Below are 20,999 nucleotides of genomic sequence, written 5' to 3'. Positions count from 1 at the left end.
TCCATCACGCCGGGAACGGGCGCAGGGATGGCCGTGGGGAAGGCCGGCCGCCCTTAATGATTTCTTAATACCGCTAAGAAGTCCTTAAATTCGCGCCGGCATCATCCATTCCAGCCTAACCACCTGGAGAACCTGAAGATGACATCCCGTCCATCGCGACCCGCCGCCAAACCTGCACCGACCCGCCTCAAACCTGGCGCGAGGCAAGCGGCCGATCACCCTGGCGTAACAGCGGCTAAAGCCTCGCTGCCGCTGTTTTCGCTGTTCCTGCTCGCGGCTCTCGCGCAGCAACCGGCCGCCGCCCAGCAGAAGCCCGTGCAGGCCGAGGGCGAATCCTCCTGGGGCCTGGGACTGGGCGTCGGCGTGGAGCGCAAGCCCTACCGCGACTTTGACAACAAGACCCGGCTCTTGCCGTTGCTCACCTATGAAAACAAATGGGTCAGCGTCTTCGGCCCGGGCATGGACTTCAAGCTGCCTTCGGCGGGCCCGGTGTCCTTCCGCTTGCGTGCGCGCTATTCGATGGAAGGCTACGAGGCTTCCGACTCCCCTTTCCTGGCCGGCATGGACGAACGCAAGGACGGCATCTGGCTGGGCGGTGCGGCCATCTGGCGCAACGACATCGCCAACCTCTCGGCCGAGTTGCTGGGCGACGCCTCTGGCAACAGCAAGGGCACGAAGTTCAGGCTGACCCTGGACCGCCGCTTCCAGGCGGGCAGCTTCGACATCACGCCGCGCCTGGCAGCGACCCGGCTCGACGACAAATACGTGTCCTACTACTACGGCGTGAACGCTGCCGAGGTGCGCGCCGGCCGGGCTTTCTACCAGGGCGGTTCGGCCGTCAACCTGGAAGCCGGGCTGCGCGTGGGTTATGCGCTCGCGCCGCGGCAAAGCATCTTCCTGGACCTGAGCACCACCAACCTGGGCTCCAGCATCAAGGACAGCCCGCTGGTGGATCGTTCCAGCCAGAGCAGTGTGCGTGTGGGTTACCTCTACCGTTTCTGAGTCCTTCGACTACCCCGTTGCAGGGCCTGCCGGGCCGCGGCCCGGCACTTCAAGTTCCGGCGGTCCTCACACGAAGGAGTTACCAAACATGCGAACCGACACAATCTATCTCGTGAAGAAAGCAGCCTGGCGCGGGTGGATACATTCCTTAAGCTGGTTGCGCAGGCACCGCGCCTACCCCGGCTGAGCCGGCTCCCTCGGCCGGCAGCGGAAACAGCACGCGCACGCAAAAGCCCTTGCCGTCCAGCCCGGTCCCGGTTTCGATGGCGGCCTCGTGCAGCTGCGCGATGCCGGCCACCAGCGACAGGCCTATGCCGCTGCCGCGCCCGCCGTTGCCCGCCACGCGGTGAAAGCGGCGAAAGATCGCTTCGTGCTCAGCCTCGGGCACGCCCGGGCCGTCATCGGCCACTTCCAGGCAGACCCGTTCCCTGCCGGCTTCGCCGCGGTAACCGCAGCTGATCTTCACGCGCCCGCCCTCGGGGGTGTAGCGCAGCGCGTTGTCCAGCAGGTTGCGCAGCAGGATGCCGATCTCGTCGACGTCGCATTCAATGGGGCAGGGCGTGAGCGCGAGGATGATGCTGCGGCGCTGCTGCTGGGCCTGCATGTCGAACTCCTGGCTCACATGCATGATGAGCTCGCTCAAATCGGCCAGGCTTTTTTGCGGCGCATGCACGCCAGCGTCCATGCGCGCCAGGTCCAGCAGCTGGTCAGACAGGCGCGTGCTGCGTTCGGCTACCGCCAGCAGCTTGACGAGGGCGGCGTCCTTGTCGGCCACCGTGGCCGCGCGCAAGGCGACCTGGGCCTGCGCCTGGAGCGCAGATAAAGGCGTACGCAGCTCATGGGCCGCATCGCCGATAAAACGCCGCTCGCCCTGCATCGCCTGGTCCAGCTGGTCCAGCAGGTGATTAAAGGACTCAACCAGCGGCCGGATCTCATTGGGCAGTTGCGCCACCGGCAGCGGCGTCAGGTCAAACTTGCGGCGGCTGCGCACGGCGGCCTCCAGCGCCGTCAGGGGGCGCAGCGACTTGTTCACCGCAAACCACATGAGCAGGCCCGCCACAGTCAGCAGCATCGTCGTCAGGCCCAGCAACGCAAAGATCTTGTTGCGTATTTCTTCGTCGATCACGCTGTGCCGCACGGCCACCTGCACGCTGACCTCACCGGTGCTGTCGGACACCGAGAAGATGCGCCAGCGCTCGCCGTTGACGGTGGAACTGGTAAAGCCATCGTTGAAGGACGGCAGCAATGGGACGCGCGGAGAATCCGGTGCCCGAACGATCAGCTCCTTGCGGTTCGTCCAGACCTGGAAGGTCAGGTTGACGTCGCGTGGCATGTTCTCGTTACGCAATTGCAGGCCGTGGCTGAAGGAAGGTTTGAGTTTCGCGCCGCTGGGGATGGCCGTCAGGATCTTGGTGCCTATGGCCTGCAGCTTGCTGTCCCAGCGGTCACTCTGGCCGCGCAGGGTGTACACCAGCAGCACGGTGAGCGCGCAGGCCCAGCACAAGGTAATGGTCGCGCCCAGAACCGCAAGCACGCGGCCCTTGAGTGACCTGACGAACACGCACTTCAAGGTTGCGCCTCGCCGATCATGTAGCCCTGGCCGTGCACGGTGGTGATCATGTGCTCGCCCAGCTTTCGGCGCAACTGGTGGATGAACACCGCAATCGTGTTGCTCTCAATCGCCGAGGTGTTGCCGTAGACCACATCTTCCAGGTGGTCGCGCGTGACCACATGGCCGGGTCGCTCCAGCAGGGCCAGCAACGTGCGGTATTCGTGTGCGCTCAGCGCCACCCGCACGCCCGCGCGCGTGACGGCGCGTTTGCTGCGGTCCAGGCTGACGTCGCCGTAGGTGTGCACCGGTACCACCTTGCCCTGGCTGCGGCGTATCACGGCGCGCACGCGGGCCCACAGTTCATCGAGCTGAAAGGGTTTGACAAGGTAGTCGTCCGCACCGGCGTCCAGCCCCAGGATGCGCTCGCTCAGCTGCCCGCGCGCCGTGAGAATCAGCACCGGCGTGACGTCGTAGCGCCCGCGCAGGGCGCGCAGCACGGCCAGGCCCGAATCGCCGGGCAGGCCGAGGTCCAGCAGCACGGCTTCGTAGACATGGTCCACCAGCGCCAGCTTGGCGGCCAGCGCATCGCCGACGTGGTCGACCGTCCAGGCAATCTGGCGCGCCGCATCGCACACCGCTTCGGCCAGCATGGCGTCGTCTTCTACCAGGAGCAGGTGCACGGATTTATCTCTTTCGGGTCGCTGTGTGGGGTGACAGGATGGGGCTGCCAGGCGCAGTGCACGCCATGCATTGATCGTGCCGATGGCCGATTAACCACTTATTAACAAGTACACCCCCGTCCAGGCTCACTGCGTGTAGCCTGTTCCCCCCTTGCAGGGGGCGGCGCCTGCGGCCCGGCAGAGCCGGTTCCGCGGCCCCTGCTGGTGGTGCCTTCTTCGCCAGGAGGGTATTTTGCGGTATGCGGCGACAATTGGGGTATCGCAGGGGTCTTCGCCCCATGCCCCCAAACCCGAACCCCAGAAAGAAAAGATCCCGATGGCCATCCAGTGGTTTCCCGGTCACATGCACCTGACCAAAAAAGCCATCAGTGAGCGCATCAAGGAAATTGATGTCGTCATTGAGTTGCTTGATGCGCGCCTGCCCGGCTCCAGCGCCAACCCCATGCTGGCCGAGCTCACCAGCGCCAAGCCCGCGCTCAAGGTGCTCAACAAGCGCGACCTGGCCGACGCCACTCGCACGCCGCTCTGGCTGGATCACTACAACAGCCTGCCTGCCACCCGCGCCATCGAACTCGACGCCAGCGAAACCACGCCCGCCCGCCGCCTCATCGACGCCTGCCACGCGCTGGCACCAACACGCGGCACCATGGTCAAGCCTATGCGGGTGCTGATCTGCGGCATTCCCAACGTCGGCAAGTCCACCCTGATTAACACCCTCACCGGCAAGCGCGCCACCAAAACCGGCGACGAAGCCGGCATCACCAAGGTCGAGCAGCGCCTGGTGCTGGCCGACGGGTTTTATTTATGGGACACACCCGGCATGCTGTGGCCGCGCATCATCGTGGCCAAAAGCGGCTACAACCTGGCCGCCAGCGGTGCCATTGGCCGCAACGCCTTTAATGAGGAAGAGGTGGCGCTCGAGCTGCTGGATTACCTGATCAAGCACTACCCGGCCTTGCTGGAGGCGCGCTACAAGGTCGAAGTCACGCCGGACATCACCGACGAGCAACTGCTGGAAGAAATCGGCCGCAAGCGCGGCGCGGTGCTCTCCAAGGGCCGGGTCAACCTGCAAAAGGCCGCCGAGATCGTGATCTACGAATTCCGGGCGGGAACGCTGGGCCGTGTGACCCTGGAAACGCCTGACGAATTTGCCGAATGGGCGACCGCCGGCCGGCTGCTCGACGCCGAGCGCCAGGTGAAAAAAGACAAGATCGAAACCAACCGGTTGATCAAGTTCAAGAAGATTCCGCGGCCGGATAAATCCGGCAGGTCCGGGTCCGACGAACCCTGAGGCCAGCCATCGCGCACGGGGTCACGTGGGGCCTGTTTTGCAGGTCCGTATGCCAAACAGCGTGTACGCCGGGCACCAGCCCAGCAAGCCCGTCAGCAGCGGCACCAACCCCAGCAGCGCCCACCAGTGCCAGGCAGGCTCCACCACAAAATACAGGCTGAGGATGGCGAGTCCCGCCACGATGCGCACCGCGCGGTCGGCGGTGCCTGCGTTTTTGTTCATGATGAGCTCCTTTGGCAAAGTGGTTTCTAGTGCAGCACCAGCACCGGCTTTTTGCTGTGCGACAGCACCTTCTGGGTTTCACTGCCCAGGAGGAACCCGGTGATGCCCTTGCGGCCGTGCGAGGCCATCACGATGAGGTCGCAAGCTTTGCCGTCCGCCATCCGGACGATGGTTTCGTAAGGGTGGTCGCCTGCAACACAAATGGTCTCGCAAGGCACGCCCGCCTTGTCGGCGGCGTCTTTCAGCGCGGACAGGAAAGCATCCGCCTGCGCCTGGCATTCCCTCATGAATTGGTCCCGCGTGTCTTCCAGCATCTGGACCCGGTAGGTCAGCAGGTGGAACTCCTGCATCACATGCAGGCCCGTGATCCTGGCCTGCGCTTCCCTGGCGAAGGTCACAGCCTGTGTAATCGCCCGTTCCGAAGCGGGCGATCCGTCGGTGGGTAGAAGAATATGTTTGAACATGGGGAAATCTCCTTGTCATCCTGGGCGGCTCATCGCCGGCGCGGCAAACCTTGAGCAGGGCGGTCCCACTTTAGGTTGCTGCCGCCAAACGGCTTTGATGCAGGTCAAGCCATCGCCTCAATAGGAAAGGGGTGGGGCGGTATGCGTTCCCCGGTGCGATACCGGAAGGAAAAATCCACATGATTTGATCTTCATCAAGTTCGGGGTGGAACCCGGTGGCATTCTTGGTGGCACTTACCCGCCGGAGACCGCCATTCACAAACATGCCAGCGTGCAAATCATCCTCGATGAGCACGCCTCCCTTTCCGCCATGCTGCGCTCCATGCTGCTCATGGTGGCGCGCGGCCCGGGTGACCGTGCGCAGCAGTTCTTCGACGTCTTTCGGGCCATGCTGTTTTATATCGACGAGTTCCCCGAGCGCCTGCATCACCCGAAGGAGTCGGACCTGCTGTTTCCCCGCGTGGTGCGCTCTGCGCCATCGGTCATGGCCACGGTGCAGCAGCTGGAGCGCGACCACATGAGCGGCGAGAAGGCCGTGCGTGAACTGCAGCACCTGTTGCTGGCCTGGGAGCTGCTGGGCGAGCAGCGAAAGCCTGAGTTTGAGGCGCAGTGCAAACGTTATGTCGAGTTCTACCTGGAGCACATGCGGCTGGAAGAAACAGTCATCCTGCCGCAGGCTGAAAAAGTGCTCACCGAGGCCGAATGGAAGGAACTGGACGCCGCCTTCCAGCAAAACCGCGACCCGCTTGCCGGCAAGCACGCAGCCGACCCGGTGTATGACCGCCTCTTCACACGCATTGTGATGGAGGCGCCGGCGCCTATCGGGCTGGGCGACACCTGAAGCCTGCCCGGGCATGTAGCCTGCCATACGCACCTGACGCGAGTCCGTGAGCCCTGTGAGCCTGCGGACGAGTCAGGCATTGCGCAGGTAGCTATGAAATCAATAGCATGACGCTGCGAGTTCCTGTTTGTGTAGGGTGATGGCGGGGCCGAAAGCGGGCAGGGTCCTGCGCTGGTGCGCACATCATTCCTACAAGGCCGTCAGCAACAGGCTCTGGCCGCGCGGGCGCCGGCAACGCATAGTCAGGATATCTCCGCTAAAGGTTCAGGTGCCGCCTGGGCCGCACGCCATGACCCCTGAGAGTGCAAGTCCGCCTTCCCGCCAGTCTTCCCGCGACGCCAGCAGCAACCAGCTCAGGGCTGTCGCGGCTTACATGAAAAACCACTCGCTGGTGCTGGCCACCGCCGAGTCCTGCACCGCAGGCCTGATCGCCGCGCATCTCGCGGACGTGCCGGGTGCGGGTTCCCTGCTGGAGTCGGCTTACGTGGTGTATTCACCCCGGGCCAAACAGCGTTGCCTCGGGGTGAAAGCAGAAACCATCGAGCGCTGCAACCTCACCAGTGAAGAGGTGGCTGCCGAGATGGTGCGCGGCGCGATGCAAAAGAGCGAGGCCACCATGGCCATCGCCAACACCGGCGTGACCGACGGCACCGACCCGAAGATTCCTGCCGGCACGCAGTGCTTTGCCTGGATGTTTGCGGGGCGTGATGAACGTGAGGACGCGGTGTTCACCGAAACCCGCAGGTTCAGCGGTGACCGCAACGGCATCCGCGAACAGGCGGCTGCCTATGCGCTCACGCAGATCCCGGCGCGCCACGCGGCGTTTCTTGAAACGGCAGCCAGGCGCGGCCGCACCGGCTGATAAATTCGTCAGGCGACAAATCTCCTGTCGCGCAGCCAGTCGGCCAAACGCCCGGCAAAGACCTTGTAGCCTTCCGCATTTGCGTGGATCTGGTCAGAACGCAATTCGCTGCGGGACAGCACATACGACCAGGCATCTGAAAAAAGCGGGGTGGCTGTTTCCGCGGCGACCTCGGCATAAATCTCATGGTCTTTCAGTGAGCCCATCGCGGCAGAAAGCAGCACGGGCCTGGGTTGCGCGATCAGCACCACCTGCGTGCTGGCCGCGGCGGTTTGCACAATCGACCTGATGGCGGCGCGGGTGCTGTCCAGCGGCATGTTGCGCAGGAAGTCGTTGCCGCCAATGCACACGAGCACCAGGCCGGGCTTGTTTTCCTGCAGCAGCGCCGGCAACCGTGCCAGTGCACCGGCCGCTGTGTCGCCGTTGACGCCAGCGTTCTGCGTGACGTAGCCGGTCAGCAGTTCCAGTTGTTGCGGGTAGCTGCTGCCCGCCGGGGCGCCATAGCCAAAGGTCAGCGAATCGCCCAGGCACAGCAGGGTGGCCTCCTTGGGCAGGGTCTTGCCTTTGGGTCCGGCCTTTCTGGAGCAAGCCGTAGCCAGCAGCAGCGCAGAGCCGGCAGCACCCAGCAGGAGTTGGCGGCGAAGGGGTTGGTGATGCGAGTCCATGCGTCGTGCCGGTTTATTTCAGGTTATCGGGTGGAGCCGGGTGTGCGGCCGGCGTCTTGTCTTCCGGATGCAGCTGCTTGCGGCTCAGCGAAGGGATGATCAGCATGCGCACAGTCTAACCATGCCAAAGCGCATCTGGACACCACTGCAAGCGCGAGGTAATGCGAGGGTAATCACTGCGTAATGACGGGGTAAAGCTCCGTTTGCCTTACACGGCATTCACAAGAGCGGGCCAACAATGGTTTCACTGAAGCGCAAAGGCCTTTGAAAGCAGCGATTCAGGAGTAGCCCCGACAGCCGCTTGCCGAGACGGAGATTTATCGCCGCCACCGCAAGTTGCCCACCGGGTTGCTGGCAATCAAACGCACAAGCATTCCAAGGAGAACCTCATGAAATCGAAATTCCTCACTGTCTCGTTGCTGGCCTCAGCCCTGTTCGCCGGCCTGGGGTTTGCACCCGCCATGGCACAGGGTGTTAATACACCCGGCATTGACCAGGCGCAGCAAGCCATCAGCGCGCGCATTCAGCAGGGTCTGGCCTCCGGCCACATCACACCGTCCGAAGCGCAGGTGCTGTACCGCCGCGACCAGGAAATCGCGGCTCGCGAGGCGCGCTTCAAATCCAACGGCGTCGCCACGCCGCAAGAGCGCCAGCAGCTCCGCGCCGACCTGGACGGCCTCAACGCCGAAGTGGAACGCATGATGAACAACCGCGATGTGGCGGGCAGGCCTGGCAATGCCGGCAACACCCCCGGCATCGACAACCGTGAATTCCAGATCAGCCAGCGCATTGACGAAGGCGTCCGCACGGGCCGCATCACGCAGCGCGAAGCCGCGAAGCTGCATCAGCGTGAACGCCGCATTGAGCGCCATGAGACCCAATTCAAGTCCGACGGCGTGGTGACCGCGCAGGAGCGCCGCCAGCTGCGCAACGAGCTGACATCACTGCGCGACGACGTGGAACGCATGATGAACAACCGCCGCCGCGGTTAAGCGGTTAAGTAGAGCGCTGTTCCGGGCGCCGCCACGCGGTGCCGGGACAGCTGCCATGCGCAAGCAAGGCGCGTCGGTGCTTATTGAAGCGCCGGCGCGTTTTTTTTGCCTGCGGCATTGCGCGTGTTGCGCCGGTGTGGGTGGCGGCGCGCGCTTCAGGCGTGTCATTGACCTGCATCAATACGCGAGCAGCGGACGGCTTATAAAGTTGCTTTTTTTTCTGCGTCGCCGCACGCATTCAGCCATGCCCATAGAACTTTACCGTGACGACAGGCATGCCTGCCTGATGTTCACCGACCTGATCGAAGAAGACGCGCATGCCGTCCAGTCCAACCAGTTCCTGATTGTCGACAACGGCACCGGCGCCGTGATCGACCCGGGCGGCAACCTGGCGTTCAACGAATTGTTCCTGGGCATGTCGCGCCACTTCAGCCCGCAAAAACTGTCTTACATCATCGCCTCCCACGCCGACCCCGACATCATTGCCTCGCTGGACCGCTGGCTCACGTCCACTCCGGCACAGCTGGTGATCTCGCGTGTGTGGGAGCGTTTTGTGCCGCACTTCACCAAGGTCGGCAAGACCGAGCAGCGCCTGGTCGGCGTGCCCGACAGCGGCGGGCGGTTGCCGCTGGGGCAGAGCGAGCTGTGGCTGTTGCCCGCGCACTTCCTGCACTCGGAAGGCAACTTCCATTTTTACGATCCCATCAGCCGCATCCTGTTCACCGGTGATCTCGGCGTGTCGATGATGTCAGGCCGAACGGCGCAGGTGCCCGTCACTGACCTGAAACCCCATCTGCCGTTGATGGAGGGCTTTCACAAGCGCTACATGGTGTCGAACAAGGTCCTGCGCCTGTGGGTGGCCATGGCGCGCCGGCTGGATATTTCCATGCTGGTGCCCCAGCACGGCGCGCCGCTCAAAGGCCCGGCCATCGGCCAGTTTTTTGACTGGGCGGAATCGCTGAAATGCGGCATCGACCTGTTTGACGAGCGCAACTACCAGGTGCCCACCGGGCAGATCAACGGCCGGGCGGTGGCTTGAGCCGGCGGGACAAGGCAGGCGTTTGCTACAGCCGGCTGATGGAACACACGTAAACCACCTCGCACGAGCTGGCTCCGGTGTCTTCCCGCACGGTGGAGCTTCGCCAGCGCCAGCCGTCGGGTTTCTGTGCTTCCACCAGCCAGCCGTCGATGCGCACGCGGTCGTTGCGCTTCACGCGGGTCAGTGCTTTGGCAACCGCGTCCGTGGCCGGAATCAGGTGCATGTTGGCGCTGCTGCGTGCAATTTCCGGCGGCGGCAGCGGCGGTTCGTTGTCCCACCGGTAGTAGTACCAGCGTGACGACTGGCTGATCTTCAGCTGCGACAACACCTTGTCGTCGGCCATGCGCTGCCAGCCTAAAGCCAGGTCGGTGGGCGACAGCGTGGCTTCGTTGTCCATCCGGTAGTCTTCGCGCGACAGCACCCGCGCGTCAACGCTAAAGCCCGCCAGCGGTGTCAGGGTCGCGGCTTTCAGGACGAAAGGTGCCATGCCGCCCGGCACACTGGTTTGCAGCGGCTCGTCGCCGATGCTGACCTGCGGCGGCAGCGGACAGGCAAGGTCGTTGCCCACACCCGCCGCGCGGAAGGTGCTGGGTGAAAACCACCAGTGCAACCCCGCCAGCAGCGCACAGGCCACCAATGCAAAGCGCAGGCTGACAAAGCCGGAATTCGGGCGGCGGTGCGGGCTTTGGGTCATGGAGGTGATGCGGGTGTCTTCAATGGGAGTCAGCTTCAGTGCGGCGGGCCAATTATGAGCCTGTGAGCCCGGTTGCCGTGCCGCCGTGTGTGCCACGGGCGCTGGCCGCGATGCCGGATATGCTTTGGGGCTGGAGCAGAGGTGCAACAAGGGTTAAATCATGAATGCAGTGACCGGAAAGTGGATCAAGTGGGGCGTGCTGGCGGTATTGGCGGTGTTGGTGTGCCTGGTTGCTGCCCTTGGCGCCTTGAGCCTTGACCGCCTGGAATCGTATTACTACTACCTGCGCGACGACTCGCCGGGGGTGACGATGCGTTATGCCCAGCTCTCCGGTCAGATGGATGAAGCCGCCGTGCGCAAGCATTTCGGGGATGTTTTCCTGATCTGCTACAACGAGCGGAGCGGGCCTGCCGGTACCGACCGGCTTTGTCATGCGGCTGTGGACAAAGCCGACGGGGAATCCGCCATGATGCTTGTGGCCTTTTTCAGCAAGGGCCGCCTGACTTCCACCGTGGTGCATGTTCCCTGGTGGGTGCACGGCAGGTGGCTTGATCGCGTGGTAGGGCAGTACGGAAAAGCCAACCGCTCAAATTCTACGTTTCTGGGCTGGACCTTACCCAATGGCACGCTCTACTACAACCGCGACCGGAGCCTCAATCCGCTGGAATGGAACTCTCTCTTCTGGTCTGCGAACGAGGACGGGAAATAGCGGGTTGGTTTGCGCCGTGCCCGCCTGCCTCGCGAACGATTTGCTACAACTGCGACGCACCCGATGCGTGAGCAGGCGCCTCTAACGGAGGTATTGGAGGTATGGTGACACCTTGTGCATGAGACACCTCTTACCCTTGCGGAAACTTCCCTTTTGATGCAACTCTGGAAATCCTGCCGACTCCCCGCCGTGCTGCTGGCAGCATGCGGCCTGTCGCCCCTGCTGACAGGCTGCGTCACCGGCGCCAAAGCATTTCCGCTGCAGGAAAAGTTTGCCTCCACTCAGACCTATTCGCGCCTCTTCGACGCCACCCCGGCACGGACCTGCGAGGCCTCGCGGCGTGCGTTGCTGAGCCAGGGCTACATCATCAACATGGCCAGCGCCGAACTGGTGGAAGGGCAGAAAGCCTTCCAGCCCGAGCCCGAGGCGCACCTGCAGATGGTGGTTCGCGTGGTGTGCGCCCCCGAGACGCCCGATGGAAAGGTAAGCCTGGGTTTTGTCACGGCCCTGCAGGACAGCTACGCCATGAAAAAAACCAACAACTCCGCCAGCCTGGGTGTGGGCGCCATCGGCTCCGTCTCGCTGCCCTTCACGTCGAGCAATGAGTCCATGGTCAAGGTGGGCAGTGAAACCATCACGGCCGATGATTTTTACGACCGCTTTTTTGACCTGGTGAGGCGCTACCTGGTGGCGGACGCCGCGCTCGACTGATTGAGCGGGTGAACGCACCCCGGCGCGGGCACGCATAATTATTAAGAAAAGTGCCAGCAGGCTAATACAGACGGGCGCAAGCAGCTATGAAAAGCATAGCGCCGGCTGATGGTCTCAGCGCAAATTGCCCTGCACCCAGCGCACGATGTCGGCCGCGCCCATGGCGCCGGCCTGGCGCGCCACTTCACGGCCGCCCTTGAATAGCGCCAGCGTGGGAATGCTGCGGATGTTGAAACGCGCGCCCAGGTTGGGCACCGCTTCGGTGTCGACCTTGGCTACGCGCACCTGCGGCTCCAGCTGCGCCGCCGCCTGCTCATAGGCCGGCGCCATTTGCCGGCACGGCCCGCACCACGGCGCCCAGAAGTCCACCAGCACCGGGATCTGGTTGCGGCTGATGTGTTTGTCAAACGCGGCTTCGTCCAGCGCGGTGGAATGCGCGGTAAACAGCGCCTTCTTGCAGCTGCCACAAGTTGGCTCGCTGCTCAGCTGGTCGGCGCGCACGCGGTTGGTGGTGTGGCAGTGCGGGCAGACGATGTGGAGAGGGTCGGTCATCAGGCGCAACTGGGGGCCGTGGCCGGCATTTCAAGCGCGGCGGTGGTGGCGGCCCTACCCCGGCGGAGGTCGCCTGGCCGGGTGGCCGCGTTAAATCCGTGCAAACGCCGGGTAAAGCGCGGTGAACAGGCGCTTTTCCTACGCGTGCCGGCCTCTTGCGGGCGAACAATCAAGTTTCACTACAAAGAGAAGGATCCATATGAAAACCAGAACCTTGATGACCGCCCTGGCGGTAGCGTCCCTCGCTTTCAGCGGGCTGGCAATGGCCAAGGGGAAGGATGGCGACCACGGCCGCGGCCATGGCCACAAAAAAGCCAAACACCACCATGCCGGCCCGCCACCGCATTCCCAGGCCGGCGGGCGTGGTGCGGGCCCCGATCACAACTTCTACCGCGGTGGCCGCCTGCCGGCGCAATACCGCGACAGGGGCTATTGGGTAGACGACTGGCGCGGCCACCGGCTGAGCGCGCCGCCTCCCGGCTATCACTGGGTGCAAACCGGCGGTGACTATGTGCTGGTCGCCAACAACACCGGCATTATTTTCCAGATCTATCTGGGCCAGTAGTCAGTAGCCAGTAGCCGGCAAATTCCGCGCATGAAAAAGCCGCCTGCAAGGGCGGCTTTTTCTTTGGGATCAAATGCGCTACTTCAATACGCTACTGATTTGATAGCTGCTTGCGCCCGTCAGTAAAGGGCTACGGCCCCCTTTTATTCAGAAATGCTCAGGCAGCCTTGGCGGTGCGGCGCTGGCTGAAAGCCGTTTTGCGCTTGGCGGTGCTGGCCTGGTCGCCGGCAATTTTGCTGGCGAGCTGGGCGGTTTTTTGCTCGATCTGCGCGGCGAGTTTGCTCAGTGCCAGGGCGCCCGGTGCGGTGGCCTGGGCCAGCGTGTTCAGGGTGGTCACGCCGGTTTTTTCTTCAAACAGGCTGGCATTGGCGGCAGCACGCTCCACGCCGCTCTCCAGAACCTTGACCAGCTGGCTCACCACTTGCTGTGCGCCGTTGGTCGTCAGCATCAGGCCCTTGGTGTAGTACACGCTGAAGGCCAGTTGTGCCGCCGTGGCGTTTTTGGCCGTCTCGGCCGTCAGCTCGGTGCGCGACTGTTTCAGGGCGCGGTTCCAGCGCTGCTCCAGCAGGATGACTGCGCGCTCGCCGCCGGCGCGGTAGGCGTTGATCACGTGGCGGGCGGTGTTGCCGGAAGATTCGATGAGGTCGGTTGCAACGGTAGACAGGTTTTTGGCGGTCATGATGTTTCCTTCAAAGGGGTTGAACAATGATTCATCATCAATGTTTTCCCTAGTGAGTGCGACCTACCGGGCTAGAGGGGCCCGTCCAGATTCGGTTACAGCCGGTTTTGGTGTGGAGGTGCTACGTTTTTAATAGCTTCTTGCGCCCGTACTTATTGGGTTCTGGCCACTTTTTTCATTAAATAGCCTGCCCCTGGCCTCCCACTACCCACCGCTACTCGCCGCCTGCCCGGGCACCCAGAAACAGCGCCGGGTCCACCATGGCGCGGTTCAGCATCACGCCCCAGTGCAGGTGCGGCCCCGTGACGCGGCCTGTGGCGCCCACGGCGCCCAGGCGCTCGCCCGTCTTCAGTGTGTCGCCAATGGCCACGCCAATCGCGCTCAGGTGGCACATCATGCTCAGCAAGCCGCCGCCGTGGTCCAGCCACACCGTGTTGCCGTTGAAGAAATAGTCGCCCGTGTCAATGACGCGGGCGGGCAGCGGCGCCACCACTGGCGTGCCCGTGGCGGCGGCGATGTCCATGCCGCTGTGCGGGTTGCGCGACTGCCCGTTGAAGACGCGGCGCAGCCCGAACGAGCTGGAGCGGCGCCCCGGCACCGGCACCTGCATGCGCAGCGGCGTTTGCGGCAAAGGCTCACTAAAGGTGGCCATCACCACTTCCTGGTGTGCCCGCTCGCGCTCGTAGCGCGCCTGGTCTTCGGGCGACAAATCCACCGTGCCGGGTGCTACTTTCAGGCGTTGCTCAAGGTAGTGCTTGGGCGCCACCGTGTAGGCAAGCTGCTGCTGGCTGCCGTCAGGGGCCAGCACCGAGATGCTCGCCTCGCCGGGCTCTGCAGACAGCGCAATGCCTACCAGCGCTGTCCACCCCGCAGGGTCACCGAGCACCAGCAAGGGCACGCCGCCGGCCTGCGCCACGGGCCGCACTGCCGCCGGGCCCAGCGGCAGCCGGGCAATGCCGCCGGGAACCTGCGACGCGGTGGGCCAGGCGCCCGAGGGCGCCGGTGCCGCGGCAAGGCATGAGGCAGGCAAGGCCAGCATGCTGGCGCCCGCCAGCAAGACCGAGCGGCGGGTGAATGGCGAAGCAGGTGAAGAGGGCAAGGACGGCAGGGAGATGGTGTGTGAACGGGTGTGTGAATGGCTGGCGGACATGGACCTGATTATTGCGGCTCTGCGGCAGCGCCGGCGCCACGAAGCCGCAATGACGAACGACGCCTGCGGCGCTTACTGCGTGAGCGTGATTTTTCCTTTGCTCACGTAGTCGTCAAACTGGATGCGCGGAATCGCCGTGACGGCGGCAACACCGTCGCCGGCGTCCCAGCTGAGCGTGGCGCTGTCAGGCTCCAGCGCGACTTCCACGCGCACGCGCGGGATCTCGATGGGCGTACCGTCACCCGGTGTGTAAGTCACGTCACCGGTAATCATGGCGAACTGGGGCATGGCTATCTCCTGGAAGGGGTCGTTATGTGCGCCTCCAACGGCGGCGCTTGAAACCCATTTGGCACGCATCGCAAGCGTTTGTCTGTCAGAGAAAGGCGGCATTGTTGAATGGCGGCGTTCATGAACTGCCTTCCATGATGGCAACGGGTTGTCACGTTCAGGTCACGCTGAGGTTGACGGGGCTGAATCCCGGGGCCTTCACTTTCTGGATGCAGGGCGGGTTGACAAACCAATAACCATATGGTTATGATTTCGGCATGCAAACAGTTTCCAACGAGGTTGCCAACGAAGTTTTCAAAGCCCTGGCCGACCCGACACGCCGGGCGATCTTTGAGCGCCTGGCCCAGGACGGGGCGCAAACCGTGCGTGCGCTGACGGACCGTGCGGGCGTGTCGCAGCCGGCGGTGTCCAAGCACCTGCGCATCCTGAAACAGGCAAAGCTGGTTGACGACAGGCGTGAGGGCCGCGAAACGCATTACAGCGCCCAGCCGCTGGCGCTCTCCGTCCTGCGCGACTGGGTGAGCTTTTATGGCGCCTTCTGGAACGACCGCATAGATCATCTCGAATCACTTTTGAAAAGGATGGACCAATGAGCAACGCCGCAACCCTTAACACCACCACTGCTTCAGCTGAAACACGCGCCGTCGTCGTCGAGCGCGAGATACCTTATCCGCCCGAAAAAATCTGGCGCGCCCTCACGCAGCCGCACCTGATCGAAGAGTGGCTCATGAAGAACGACTTCAAGCCCGTCATGGACCAGCGTTTCAGCCTGCGCGCAGACTGGGGCGCTGTCGAATGCCAGGTGTTGGCCATTGAGCCCGACAAAACACTGTCTTACACCTGGGCCGCCTATGGCCTTGAAAGCGTCGTCACCTGGACGCTTACCCCCACAAGCACGGGCACACACCTGCGCATGGAGCAGTCAGGCTTCCGGCTGGACCAGGAGCAGGCCTACCAGGGCGCCAAGCATGGCTGGCCGCAGTTCTTTGCCAAGCTCGAACAGGTTCTGGCGCGGGCAGGTTGACCGCCCAGGTCTTCAACGCGAGGCATTGAGATGAATGCAATGGCCAAAAAGAAGCCCGACGCGACCAGGGTGCCGGCAAAGGCAGGCAAGCCGGCCCTGCTGGCAGGCGGCAACCCGCAGATCCCCAAAGGCGAGGGCGACGCGCCTGTACAGGCTTACATCGCAGCCATGCCGGGGTGGAAGCGCGATATCGGGGAACGCCTTGACGCGCTCATCGTGCGCACCGTTCCCGGTGTGCACAAGGCCGTCAAATGGAACTCGCCCTTCTACGGCGCGAAGGGCGAAGGCCAGGGCTGGTTCCTCAGCGTCCATTGCTTCACGAAGTACGTCAAGGTGGCTTTCTTTCGCGGCACGTCGCTGCGGCCCGTTCCTCCTGGCGAGTCGAAAAGCAAAGACACGCGTTACCTCGACATCCATGAAGACGACCCCTTCGACGAAGCGCAGCTAACCGACTGGGTGAAACAGGCCAGCCAGTTGCCCGGCGAAAAAATGTGATCGACAGCCAGACATCAAGAAAGGAGCAACAACATGAACAAAACCAAAAGCGCGCCGGCTGAAGCAAAAGAATCAGGCTCAGCATCTGAGTTGATAGACGCAAAGATCAAAGGCCTCGATGACTGGCGCGGCGAGACGCTCGCCCGCGTCCGGGCCATCGTCACGCAGGCAGTTCCCAATGTGGTCGAGGAATGGAAGTGGAGCGTTCCCGTGTGGTCTAAAGATGGCATCCTCTGCACCGGCGAGACCTACAAGAAGGCCGTGAAACTGACCTTCCCCAAGGGCGCAAAGCTCGAAGACCCTTCAGGCCTCTTTAACTCCAGCCTCGAAGGCAACACCCGCCGCGCCATTGATTTTCATGAGGGCGACAAGATCGATGAGAAAGCGCTGAAGGCACTGATACGCGAAGCCGCGGCGCTGAACAAGCCAGCGGCCAAATAGCGGGCTCCGGCGCCACTTTCGCGCGTCCCTGGGGAATCTCGATCGGCGAACCACTTTGAGGCCTGTAGCGCTCTCACGCGCTGGTGAAGCATTTAGCGTGCAGTTTCGCCATCTGGTTGCAATTTATCGCAGGCGATAAAAATGGTTTCAAATTAATGCAACCATTTTGTTGCGGTTTTGGATTGACCTGCGCATAATTAATGCAACCAGGAGATTGCATATGACTTCATCAACGACATCGTCTTCATCATCCACAGATCGCACAGATCGCATTGAACGCAGCACCTTGATCAACGCCCCCGTGTCACGGGTCTGGCGCGCGCTGGTGAACGCCGAAGAATTTGGCGGCTGGTTCGGCGTGGCGCTCAAGGGCAAAAACTTTGTCGCCGGCCAGCAGGTGCAAGGCAACATCACCATTCCGGGCTATGAGCATGTGCTGTTTGACGTGCTCATAGAACGCATAGAGCCCGAAAAGCTGTTCTCTTACCGCTGGCATCCCTACGCGGTAGACCCGGCCGTCGACTATTCAAAAGAGCCCACCACGCTGGTCGAGTTCACCCTCAAAGACACGGGCAAGGGCACCCTGCTCAGCGTGGTGGAATCAGGCTTTGACAAGATTCCCGTAGCACGCCGCGCAGAGGCCATTCGGATGAACACCGGCGGCTGGGCAGGCCAGATGGACAATATCCAGAAATATGTCACCTCGCACTAAAACCTCTGAAGTCTTGACCCCCCAGCCCGGCCCCGCAGGCGTCTTCGCCGCCTTGGGCGACGAAACCCGCCTGCGGCTGGTGGCGGTGCTCTGCGTGGGCGGCGCCGTGTCAATTGCCCAGCTCACCTCCACCACCGACATCACCCGCCAGGCCGTGACCAAGCACCTGCATGTGCTGGCCGACGCGGGGCTGGTACATCACGTCAAAGTAGGGCGAGAGCGCCTATGGCAGTTTGACCCACAGCAGCTCGACGAAGCCCGCCGCTCACTCGATCTGATTGCCCAGCAGTGGGACCAGGCCCTGGGCCGGCTGAAGGCCTCGCTCGAGGCAGAGGCATAGCCGGTTTGCAGAAGGAATGACGATGCCCCAGCACAAGATTTTCACGATGGCTTTTGCCAAGGTCTACCCGATGTTGGTTCAAAAAGCCGAACGCAAAGGCCGCACCAAAGAAGAAGTCGACCAGATCATCTGCTGGCTGACCGGTTATGACCAAAAGGGGCTGGACAAACAAATCAAACAGCAAAACGATTTCGAAACTTTCTTCGCCCAGGCCCCCGCCATGCATCCGAACGTGTCGCTGATCAAGGGCGTGGTGTGCGGCATCCGCGTAGAAGAAGTAGAAGACCCGCTGATGCAAAAAATCCGCTGGCTGGACAAGCTGATTGATGAGCTGGCCAAAGGAAAGGCGATGGAGAAGATCCTGCGGCAGTAACTTCTGCGGCGTGTTGCCCTATTCCGCCTTCTATTCCGCTTGCTCTTGCACCTCACGCCAGAGGCCCTGCGCCAGGCCCTGCAGCGCATAAGGGCCGATGGAAGCGCGAATCAGGCGCAAAGTCGGAAAGCCCACGGCGGCCGTCATGCGCCGCACCTGCCGGTTGCGCCCTTCGCGAATGCCAAGTTCCAGCCATGCCGTCGGAATCGCCTTGCGAACGCGCACGGGCGGCTCGCGCTCCCACAGGCCCAGCGGTGTGTCGATCAGCCGCGCGTTGGCGGGCCGCGTCATGCCGTCGTTGAGCTGCACGCCCTGGCGCAGTGCATCCACCGCAGCTTCGTCAGGTACGCCTTCAACCTGCACCCAGTAAATCTTTTCCATCTTGAAGCGCGGGTCACTGATGCGCGCCTGCAGCGCGCCGTCGCTCGTCAGCAGGAGCAGGCCCTCGCTGTCGGCATCCAGCCGGCCGGCCACATACACCTCCGGCACGGCAATAAAGTCCTTCAGCCCGCGCCAGCGGCCTTCGGGCGTGAACTGGCTCAGCACGCCGTAGGGTTTGTTGAAGCAGATCAGGCGCGGCGGCATGCCGGTTGGGGTAGGCAGAGTGAAGCTGGGGCTGGGCATGGGTGTCATTGGACCATGCCCTGGTAGCGCCACTGCGATAGCATCGCCGCATGAGTACCCAATACGAGAGCATCAAAACCGCCACGCTTTATACCGATGCCTTCGGCGTGGCCGCCCCGGATTCGCCCGTGGAACGCAATGTATGGCCGCGCAAGCCGGGTGTTTTTATCCGCGCGATAAAACTCGATGAAGCCGAAGAAGCTGAGGAAGCGGAAGAGGTTCAAGAGGCCACAGACGCTGAAAAGCCCGCGCGTGCGCTGCTTTCGCATGAACTGGTGGCCGGGCAGTTTGGCCTGGTGCCGCGCTGGGTCAAGTCGGCGTCAGACGCTAAGCTGCGTTCGACCAAGCTGGTCAATGCCCGCTCGGAAACCGTCACCACGTCCAGCAACTTCCGCGATGCGTGGCTGGCCGGGCAGCGCTGCATCGTGCCCATGATGGCCTTCATGGAGGAGGACTGGCGCAGCGGCAAGGCCGTGCCCACCCGCATTGCCCGGGTCGATGGCCAACCCATGGGTGTGGCGGGCCTGTGGGAGAGCTGGACAGGCGCGGATGGCGAAGTCATCGTCGGCTACGCACTCCTTACAGTGAATGCCAACAGCCACGCCCTGATGAGCCGGTACCAACAGCCCGGCAACGAAAAACGCATGTTGGCGATCCTGAACGAGGGCGCCTACGATGCCTGGCTCAGCGCCCGCACGGAAAAGGCCAAGGAGTTCATGCGGGCCTATCCTGCTAATTGGTTGACCGCCAACCCGGTTGAGAAAAGCCGCTGATCGCCACGCTAATCGGGTTAGAACGAGAATTTTACGGAAATGATGCTGCAGCCCTTGATGAACAAGCGCGAGCAGCTATAAAAATAATAGCGGGCTCAGCTTGCTGCCGAGGAGTGCGCAGTTAATGTTTTGCCGACTGCTGTGATTTTCCCCAGACCAGCAGCAGGTTGTTGGCCGGCATGGCGTGCCGGGCTTGCAGCTGCAGGCCGGCGCGCGCGGCTTCCTGCTCTACATCTTCCCTGCGCCTGATGCCCCAGGACGGGTCTTGCGCGCGCAGGCTTTGGTCGAAGTTGAGGTTGCCTTCAGACGTCGGCACGCCGTCTTCCAGATACGGCCCGTAAGTCACCAGTACACCGCCCGGCGCCAAGTGGCGTGCGCTGCCCTGCATCAGCGCAGCGCAAGTCGCCCAAGGCGAGATGTGCAGCATGTTGGCGCAGTAGATCAGGTCGAATTGTTCAGTGCCCGGCAACCACTCGGGTGCCATCACGTCGAGCACTAGGGGAGGGCGCACATTGCGCAAGCCCCGCTCGGCTATGTAGGCTGCAATGGAGTCCATCGAGGCAGGCATCGCATCGGTGGGCTGCCATGTCCATTGCGGAAGGGCAGTGGCAAACCAGGTGACGTGCTGGCCAGTGCCTGAGGCGATTTCCAGTGCGCTGCCATGCGCAGGTAAGACTTCGCGCAGCACCTCGAGGATGGGCTGCTTGTTGCGGTCTGCGGCGGGGCTGAAGTTGGGAAGAGACATTGGAGAACTGAATTCAAAGTAAGCATCGCGCGCTGTGGTTATGCGTGGTTGGTGCTTCTGTACTAAAGCATCGTCCGCAAAGGAAAGAGGATACGAAATACCTTTCCACTCGGTGGTGGAACTACTGACAGACGTACGCCCACTAACTCGAGGTTGTTGAATTGCACTGAAGTCTGACCCGAGTTTTCCATCGAATCTTGACCCACACTCTTTGTGAGCAGAAGGTGCTCACGATGTGGATAAGTTCTTGATCTTCTCCTTTTTGGGCTGAGTCTTTGCAGAGCTGTTTTTGAACCGATAGCTGTCGTTTCCAGTCTCAAGGATATGACATCTGTGTGGATCTGCCTCAAAGTGCGCCGCTGTTTCCGCGATTTTGTTGCCTCGATTACCAGCCAGGTGGCCAGCTTCTCGGCGTAGGGATCGAGCTTGCTTGAGCTGACCCGTCTTGGGTACTTAGGCTCGCTCTCCTCTGATCGCAGGTGCTTCTTCACGGTGTTGCGAGCCAGGCCTGTAC

General features: G+C 62.6%; 30 protein-coding genes and 2 pseudogenes. 18 read left to right on the top strand and 14 right to left on the bottom strand.

All coding sequences use genetic code 11. From position 1 onward, the window contains the following. The first annotated feature begins 138 nt into the window (after positions 1 to 138). Positions 139 to 1,002: a MipA/OmpV family protein gene (locus tag AC1DYQ_RS17400; RefSeq protein ID WP_477687823.1), complete on the top strand. Its 864-nt coding sequence runs from the start codon at positions 139 to 141 to the stop codon at positions 1,000 to 1,002. A gap of 148 nt (positions 1,003 to 1,150) precedes the next feature. Here AC1DYQ_RS17400 and AC1DYQ_RS17395 read toward each other — a convergent pair whose 3' ends face one another. Then, positions 1,151 to 2,563: an ATP-binding protein gene (locus AC1DYQ_RS17395; protein ID WP_477687969.1), complete on the bottom strand. Its 1,413-nt coding sequence runs from the start codon at positions 2,561 to 2,563 to the stop codon at positions 1,151 to 1,153. 5 nt (positions 2,564 to 2,568) lie between these two features. Beyond that, positions 2,569 to 3,234 (bottom strand): response regulator transcription factor, encoded by a 666-nt coding sequence (locus tag AC1DYQ_RS17390; RefSeq protein WP_477687822.1) that lies wholly within the window; start codon positions 3,232 to 3,234, stop codon positions 2,569 to 2,571. 316 nt (positions 3,235 to 3,550) lie between these two features. Between AC1DYQ_RS17390 and ylqF the strand changes: the two genes are divergently transcribed. Continuing rightward, the gene (gene ylqF / locus AC1DYQ_RS17385; protein ID WP_477666347.1) at positions 3,551 to 4,525 is read left to right on the top strand and encodes a ribosome biogenesis GTPase YlqF; all 975 of its coding nucleotides are present in this window, start codon (positions 3,551 to 3,553) and stop codon (positions 4,523 to 4,525) included. Between the two features lie 21 nt (positions 4,526 to 4,546). Here ylqF and AC1DYQ_RS17380 read toward each other — a convergent pair whose 3' ends face one another. Both AC1DYQ_RS17380 and AC1DYQ_RS17375 read right to left on the bottom strand, forming a co-directional pair. Beyond that, positions 4,547 to 4,747 carry a YgaP family membrane protein gene (locus AC1DYQ_RS17380; protein WP_477687821.1) on the bottom strand — a complete coding sequence of 67 codons (201 nt, stop codon included), beginning with the start codon at positions 4,745 to 4,747 and terminating at the stop codon, positions 4,547 to 4,549. A gap of 26 nt (positions 4,748 to 4,773) precedes the next feature. Further along, positions 4,774 to 5,211: a universal stress protein gene (locus AC1DYQ_RS17375; RefSeq protein WP_477687820.1), complete on the bottom strand. Its 438-nt coding sequence runs from the start codon at positions 5,209 to 5,211 to the stop codon at positions 4,774 to 4,776. 253 nt (positions 5,212 to 5,464) lie between these two features. Between AC1DYQ_RS17375 and AC1DYQ_RS17370 the strand changes: the two genes are divergently transcribed. Together AC1DYQ_RS17370 and AC1DYQ_RS17365 are read left to right on the top strand one after the other, a co-directional pair. Continuing rightward, positions 5,465 to 6,052, top strand: coding sequence for a hemerythrin domain-containing protein (locus AC1DYQ_RS17370; RefSeq protein WP_477687968.1), 588 nt, complete (start codon positions 5,465 to 5,467; stop codon positions 6,050 to 6,052). A 289-nt stretch (positions 6,053 to 6,341) separates the two neighbouring features. After that, the gene (locus tag AC1DYQ_RS17365) at positions 6,342 to 6,914 is read left to right on the top strand and encodes a CinA family protein (protein WP_477687819.1); all 573 of its coding nucleotides are present in this window, start codon (positions 6,342 to 6,344) and stop codon (positions 6,912 to 6,914) included. Between the two features lie 8 nt (positions 6,915 to 6,922). Here the strand turns inward: AC1DYQ_RS17365 and AC1DYQ_RS17360 are convergent, their stop codons facing one another. Further along, complete coding sequence (locus AC1DYQ_RS17360; protein WP_477687818.1) at positions 6,923 to 7,579, bottom strand: GDSL-type esterase/lipase family protein; 657 nt, start codon at positions 7,577 to 7,579, stop codon at positions 6,923 to 6,925. Positions 7,580 to 7,968: 389 nt separating this feature from the next. Between AC1DYQ_RS17360 and AC1DYQ_RS17355 the strand changes: the two genes are divergently transcribed. Both AC1DYQ_RS17355 and AC1DYQ_RS17350 read left to right on the top strand, forming a co-directional pair. Then, on the top strand, positions 7,969 to 8,571 hold the full coding sequence (locus tag AC1DYQ_RS17355) for a hypothetical protein (protein WP_457279156.1): 603 nt from the start codon (positions 7,969 to 7,971) through the stop codon (positions 8,569 to 8,571). A gap of 244 nt (positions 8,572 to 8,815) precedes the next feature. Further along, positions 8,816 to 9,610 carry an oxygen-binding di-iron domain-containing protein gene (locus AC1DYQ_RS17350; protein ID WP_477687817.1) on the top strand — a complete coding sequence of 265 codons (795 nt, stop codon included), beginning with the start codon at positions 8,816 to 8,818 and terminating at the stop codon, positions 9,608 to 9,610. 25 nt (positions 9,611 to 9,635) lie between these two features. Here AC1DYQ_RS17350 and AC1DYQ_RS17345 read toward each other — a convergent pair whose 3' ends face one another. Continuing rightward, on the bottom strand, positions 9,636 to 10,304 hold the full coding sequence (locus tag AC1DYQ_RS17345; protein ID WP_477687816.1) for a hypothetical protein: 669 nt from the start codon (positions 10,302 to 10,304) through the stop codon (positions 9,636 to 9,638). Positions 10,305 to 10,464: 160 nt separating this feature from the next. On the opposite strand from AC1DYQ_RS17345, the gene AC1DYQ_RS17340 reads away from it, so the two are divergent. Together AC1DYQ_RS17340 and AC1DYQ_RS17335 are read left to right on the top strand one after the other, a co-directional pair. After that, positions 10,465 to 11,013 carry a hypothetical protein gene (locus AC1DYQ_RS17340; protein ID WP_477687815.1) on the top strand — a complete coding sequence of 183 codons (549 nt, stop codon included), beginning with the start codon at positions 10,465 to 10,467 and terminating at the stop codon, positions 11,011 to 11,013. A 156-nt stretch (positions 11,014 to 11,169) separates the two neighbouring features. Continuing rightward, entirely contained in the window at positions 11,170 to 11,724 is a 555-nt protein-coding gene (locus AC1DYQ_RS17335; RefSeq protein ID WP_477687814.1) for a DUF2242 domain-containing protein, read from the top strand. A gap of 114 nt (positions 11,725 to 11,838) precedes the next feature. On the opposite strand, the gene trxC is transcribed toward AC1DYQ_RS17335, so the two are convergent. Continuing rightward, positions 11,839 to 12,276 carry a thioredoxin TrxC gene (trxC, locus tag AC1DYQ_RS17330; protein ID WP_477687813.1) on the bottom strand — a complete coding sequence of 146 codons (438 nt, stop codon included), beginning with the start codon at positions 12,274 to 12,276 and terminating at the stop codon, positions 11,839 to 11,841. Between the two features lie 199 nt (positions 12,277 to 12,475). Between trxC and AC1DYQ_RS17325 the strand changes: the two genes are divergently transcribed. Continuing rightward, entirely contained in the window at positions 12,476 to 12,841 is a 366-nt protein-coding gene (locus AC1DYQ_RS17325; RefSeq protein WP_477687812.1) for an RcnB family protein, read from the top strand. A 157-nt stretch (positions 12,842 to 12,998) separates the two neighbouring features. On the opposite strand, the gene AC1DYQ_RS17320 is transcribed toward AC1DYQ_RS17325, so the two are convergent. Both AC1DYQ_RS17320 and AC1DYQ_RS17315 read right to left on the bottom strand, forming a co-directional pair. Next, positions 12,999 to 13,520 (bottom strand): hypothetical protein, encoded by a 522-nt coding sequence (locus AC1DYQ_RS17320; RefSeq protein ID WP_457279150.1) that lies wholly within the window; start codon positions 13,518 to 13,520, stop codon positions 12,999 to 13,001. Between the two features lie 214 nt (positions 13,521 to 13,734). Continuing rightward, on the bottom strand, positions 13,735 to 14,559 hold the full coding sequence (locus AC1DYQ_RS17315; protein ID WP_477687811.1) for a peptidoglycan DD-metalloendopeptidase family protein: 825 nt from the start codon (positions 14,557 to 14,559) through the stop codon (positions 13,735 to 13,737). On the opposite strand from AC1DYQ_RS17315, the gene AC1DYQ_RS17310 reads away from it, so the two are divergent. Beyond that, positions 14,558 to 14,779: a hypothetical protein gene (locus AC1DYQ_RS17310; RefSeq protein ID WP_477687810.1), complete on the top strand. Its 222-nt coding sequence runs from the start codon at positions 14,558 to 14,560 to the stop codon at positions 14,777 to 14,779. The two genes, AC1DYQ_RS17315 and AC1DYQ_RS17310, sit on opposite strands and share 2 nt — an antisense overlap. On the opposite strand, the gene AC1DYQ_RS17305 is transcribed toward AC1DYQ_RS17310, so the two are convergent. Beyond that, the gene (locus AC1DYQ_RS17305) at positions 14,743 to 14,958 is read right to left on the bottom strand and encodes a hypothetical protein (RefSeq protein WP_457279148.1); all 216 of its coding nucleotides are present in this window, start codon (positions 14,956 to 14,958) and stop codon (positions 14,743 to 14,745) included. The two genes, AC1DYQ_RS17310 and AC1DYQ_RS17305, sit on opposite strands and share 37 nt — an antisense overlap. Before the next feature lie 257 nt (positions 14,959 to 15,215). Here AC1DYQ_RS17305 and AC1DYQ_RS17300 point away from each other — a divergent pair, with 257 nt between their 5' ends. The 7 genes from AC1DYQ_RS17300 (at position 15,216) to AC1DYQ_RS17270 (ending at position 18,343) form a co-directional block, all read left to right on the top strand. Continuing rightward, complete coding sequence (locus AC1DYQ_RS17300; protein WP_477648908.1) at positions 15,216 to 15,551, top strand: ArsR/SmtB family transcription factor; 336 nt, start codon at positions 15,216 to 15,218, stop codon at positions 15,549 to 15,551. Then, positions 15,548 to 15,982, top strand: a complete 435-nt coding sequence (locus AC1DYQ_RS17295; protein WP_477687809.1) for an SRPBCC family protein — start codon at positions 15,548 to 15,550, stop codon at positions 15,980 to 15,982. Before AC1DYQ_RS17300 ends, AC1DYQ_RS17295 begins: the two co-directional genes overlap by 4 nt. Positions 15,983 to 16,012: 30 nt before the next feature. Further along, complete coding sequence (locus tag AC1DYQ_RS17290; RefSeq protein ID WP_477687808.1) at positions 16,013 to 16,477, top strand: DUF1801 domain-containing protein; 465 nt, start codon at positions 16,013 to 16,015, stop codon at positions 16,475 to 16,477. Between the two features lie 33 nt (positions 16,478 to 16,510). Next, the gene (locus AC1DYQ_RS17285) at positions 16,511 to 16,918 is read left to right on the top strand and encodes a DUF1801 domain-containing protein (RefSeq protein ID WP_477687807.1); all 408 of its coding nucleotides are present in this window, start codon (positions 16,511 to 16,513) and stop codon (positions 16,916 to 16,918) included. Between the two features lie 220 nt (positions 16,919 to 17,138). Further along, positions 17,139 to 17,630: an SRPBCC family protein gene (locus AC1DYQ_RS17280; protein WP_477687806.1), complete on the top strand. Its 492-nt coding sequence runs from the start codon at positions 17,139 to 17,141 to the stop codon at positions 17,628 to 17,630. A gap of 13 nt (positions 17,631 to 17,643) precedes the next feature. Beyond that, positions 17,644 to 17,970 carry an ArsR/SmtB family transcription factor gene (locus tag AC1DYQ_RS17275; protein ID WP_457279142.1) on the top strand — a complete coding sequence of 109 codons (327 nt, stop codon included), beginning with the start codon at positions 17,644 to 17,646 and terminating at the stop codon, positions 17,968 to 17,970. Between the two features lie 46 nt (positions 17,971 to 18,016). Continuing rightward, complete coding sequence (locus AC1DYQ_RS17270) at positions 18,017 to 18,343, top strand: DUF2200 domain-containing protein (RefSeq protein WP_477687805.1); 327 nt, start codon at positions 18,017 to 18,019, stop codon at positions 18,341 to 18,343. A 30-nt stretch (positions 18,344 to 18,373) separates the two neighbouring features. On the opposite strand, the gene AC1DYQ_RS17265 is transcribed toward AC1DYQ_RS17270, so the two are convergent. Further along, the gene (locus tag AC1DYQ_RS17265) at positions 18,374 to 18,967 is read right to left on the bottom strand and encodes a pseudouridine synthase (RefSeq protein ID WP_477687804.1); all 594 of its coding nucleotides are present in this window, start codon (positions 18,965 to 18,967) and stop codon (positions 18,374 to 18,376) included. A 50-nt stretch (positions 18,968 to 19,017) separates the two neighbouring features. Between AC1DYQ_RS17265 and AC1DYQ_RS17260 the strand changes: the two genes are divergently transcribed. After that, on the top strand, positions 19,018 to 19,740 hold the full coding sequence (locus tag AC1DYQ_RS17260) for an SOS response-associated peptidase (protein ID WP_477687803.1): 723 nt from the start codon (positions 19,018 to 19,020) through the stop codon (positions 19,738 to 19,740). A 121-nt stretch (positions 19,741 to 19,861) separates the two neighbouring features. On the opposite strand, the gene AC1DYQ_RS17255 is transcribed toward AC1DYQ_RS17260, so the two are convergent. The 3 genes and pseudogenes from AC1DYQ_RS17255 to AC1DYQ_RS17245 form a co-directional block, all read right to left on the bottom strand. Beyond that, positions 19,862 to 20,485: a DUF938 domain-containing protein gene (locus AC1DYQ_RS17255; RefSeq protein ID WP_477687802.1), complete on the bottom strand. Its 624-nt coding sequence runs from the start codon at positions 20,483 to 20,485 to the stop codon at positions 19,862 to 19,864. Positions 20,486 to 20,713: 228 nt separating this feature from the next. Then, positions 20,714 to 20,821: pseudogene (locus AC1DYQ_RS17250) on the bottom strand (ATP-binding protein); the annotation flags it as partial. Beyond that, positions 20,803 to 20,999 (bottom strand): annotated as a pseudogene (locus AC1DYQ_RS17245) (IS21 family transposase); the annotation flags it as partial. The pseudogenes AC1DYQ_RS17245 and AC1DYQ_RS17250, both read right to left, overlap by 19 nt.

It is taken from the genome of Polaromonas sp. P1_F4 (assembly GCF_056405675.1).
Note: the sequence above shows the minus strand (reverse complement) of the source record. Positions and strands in the feature narration are given on the sequence as shown.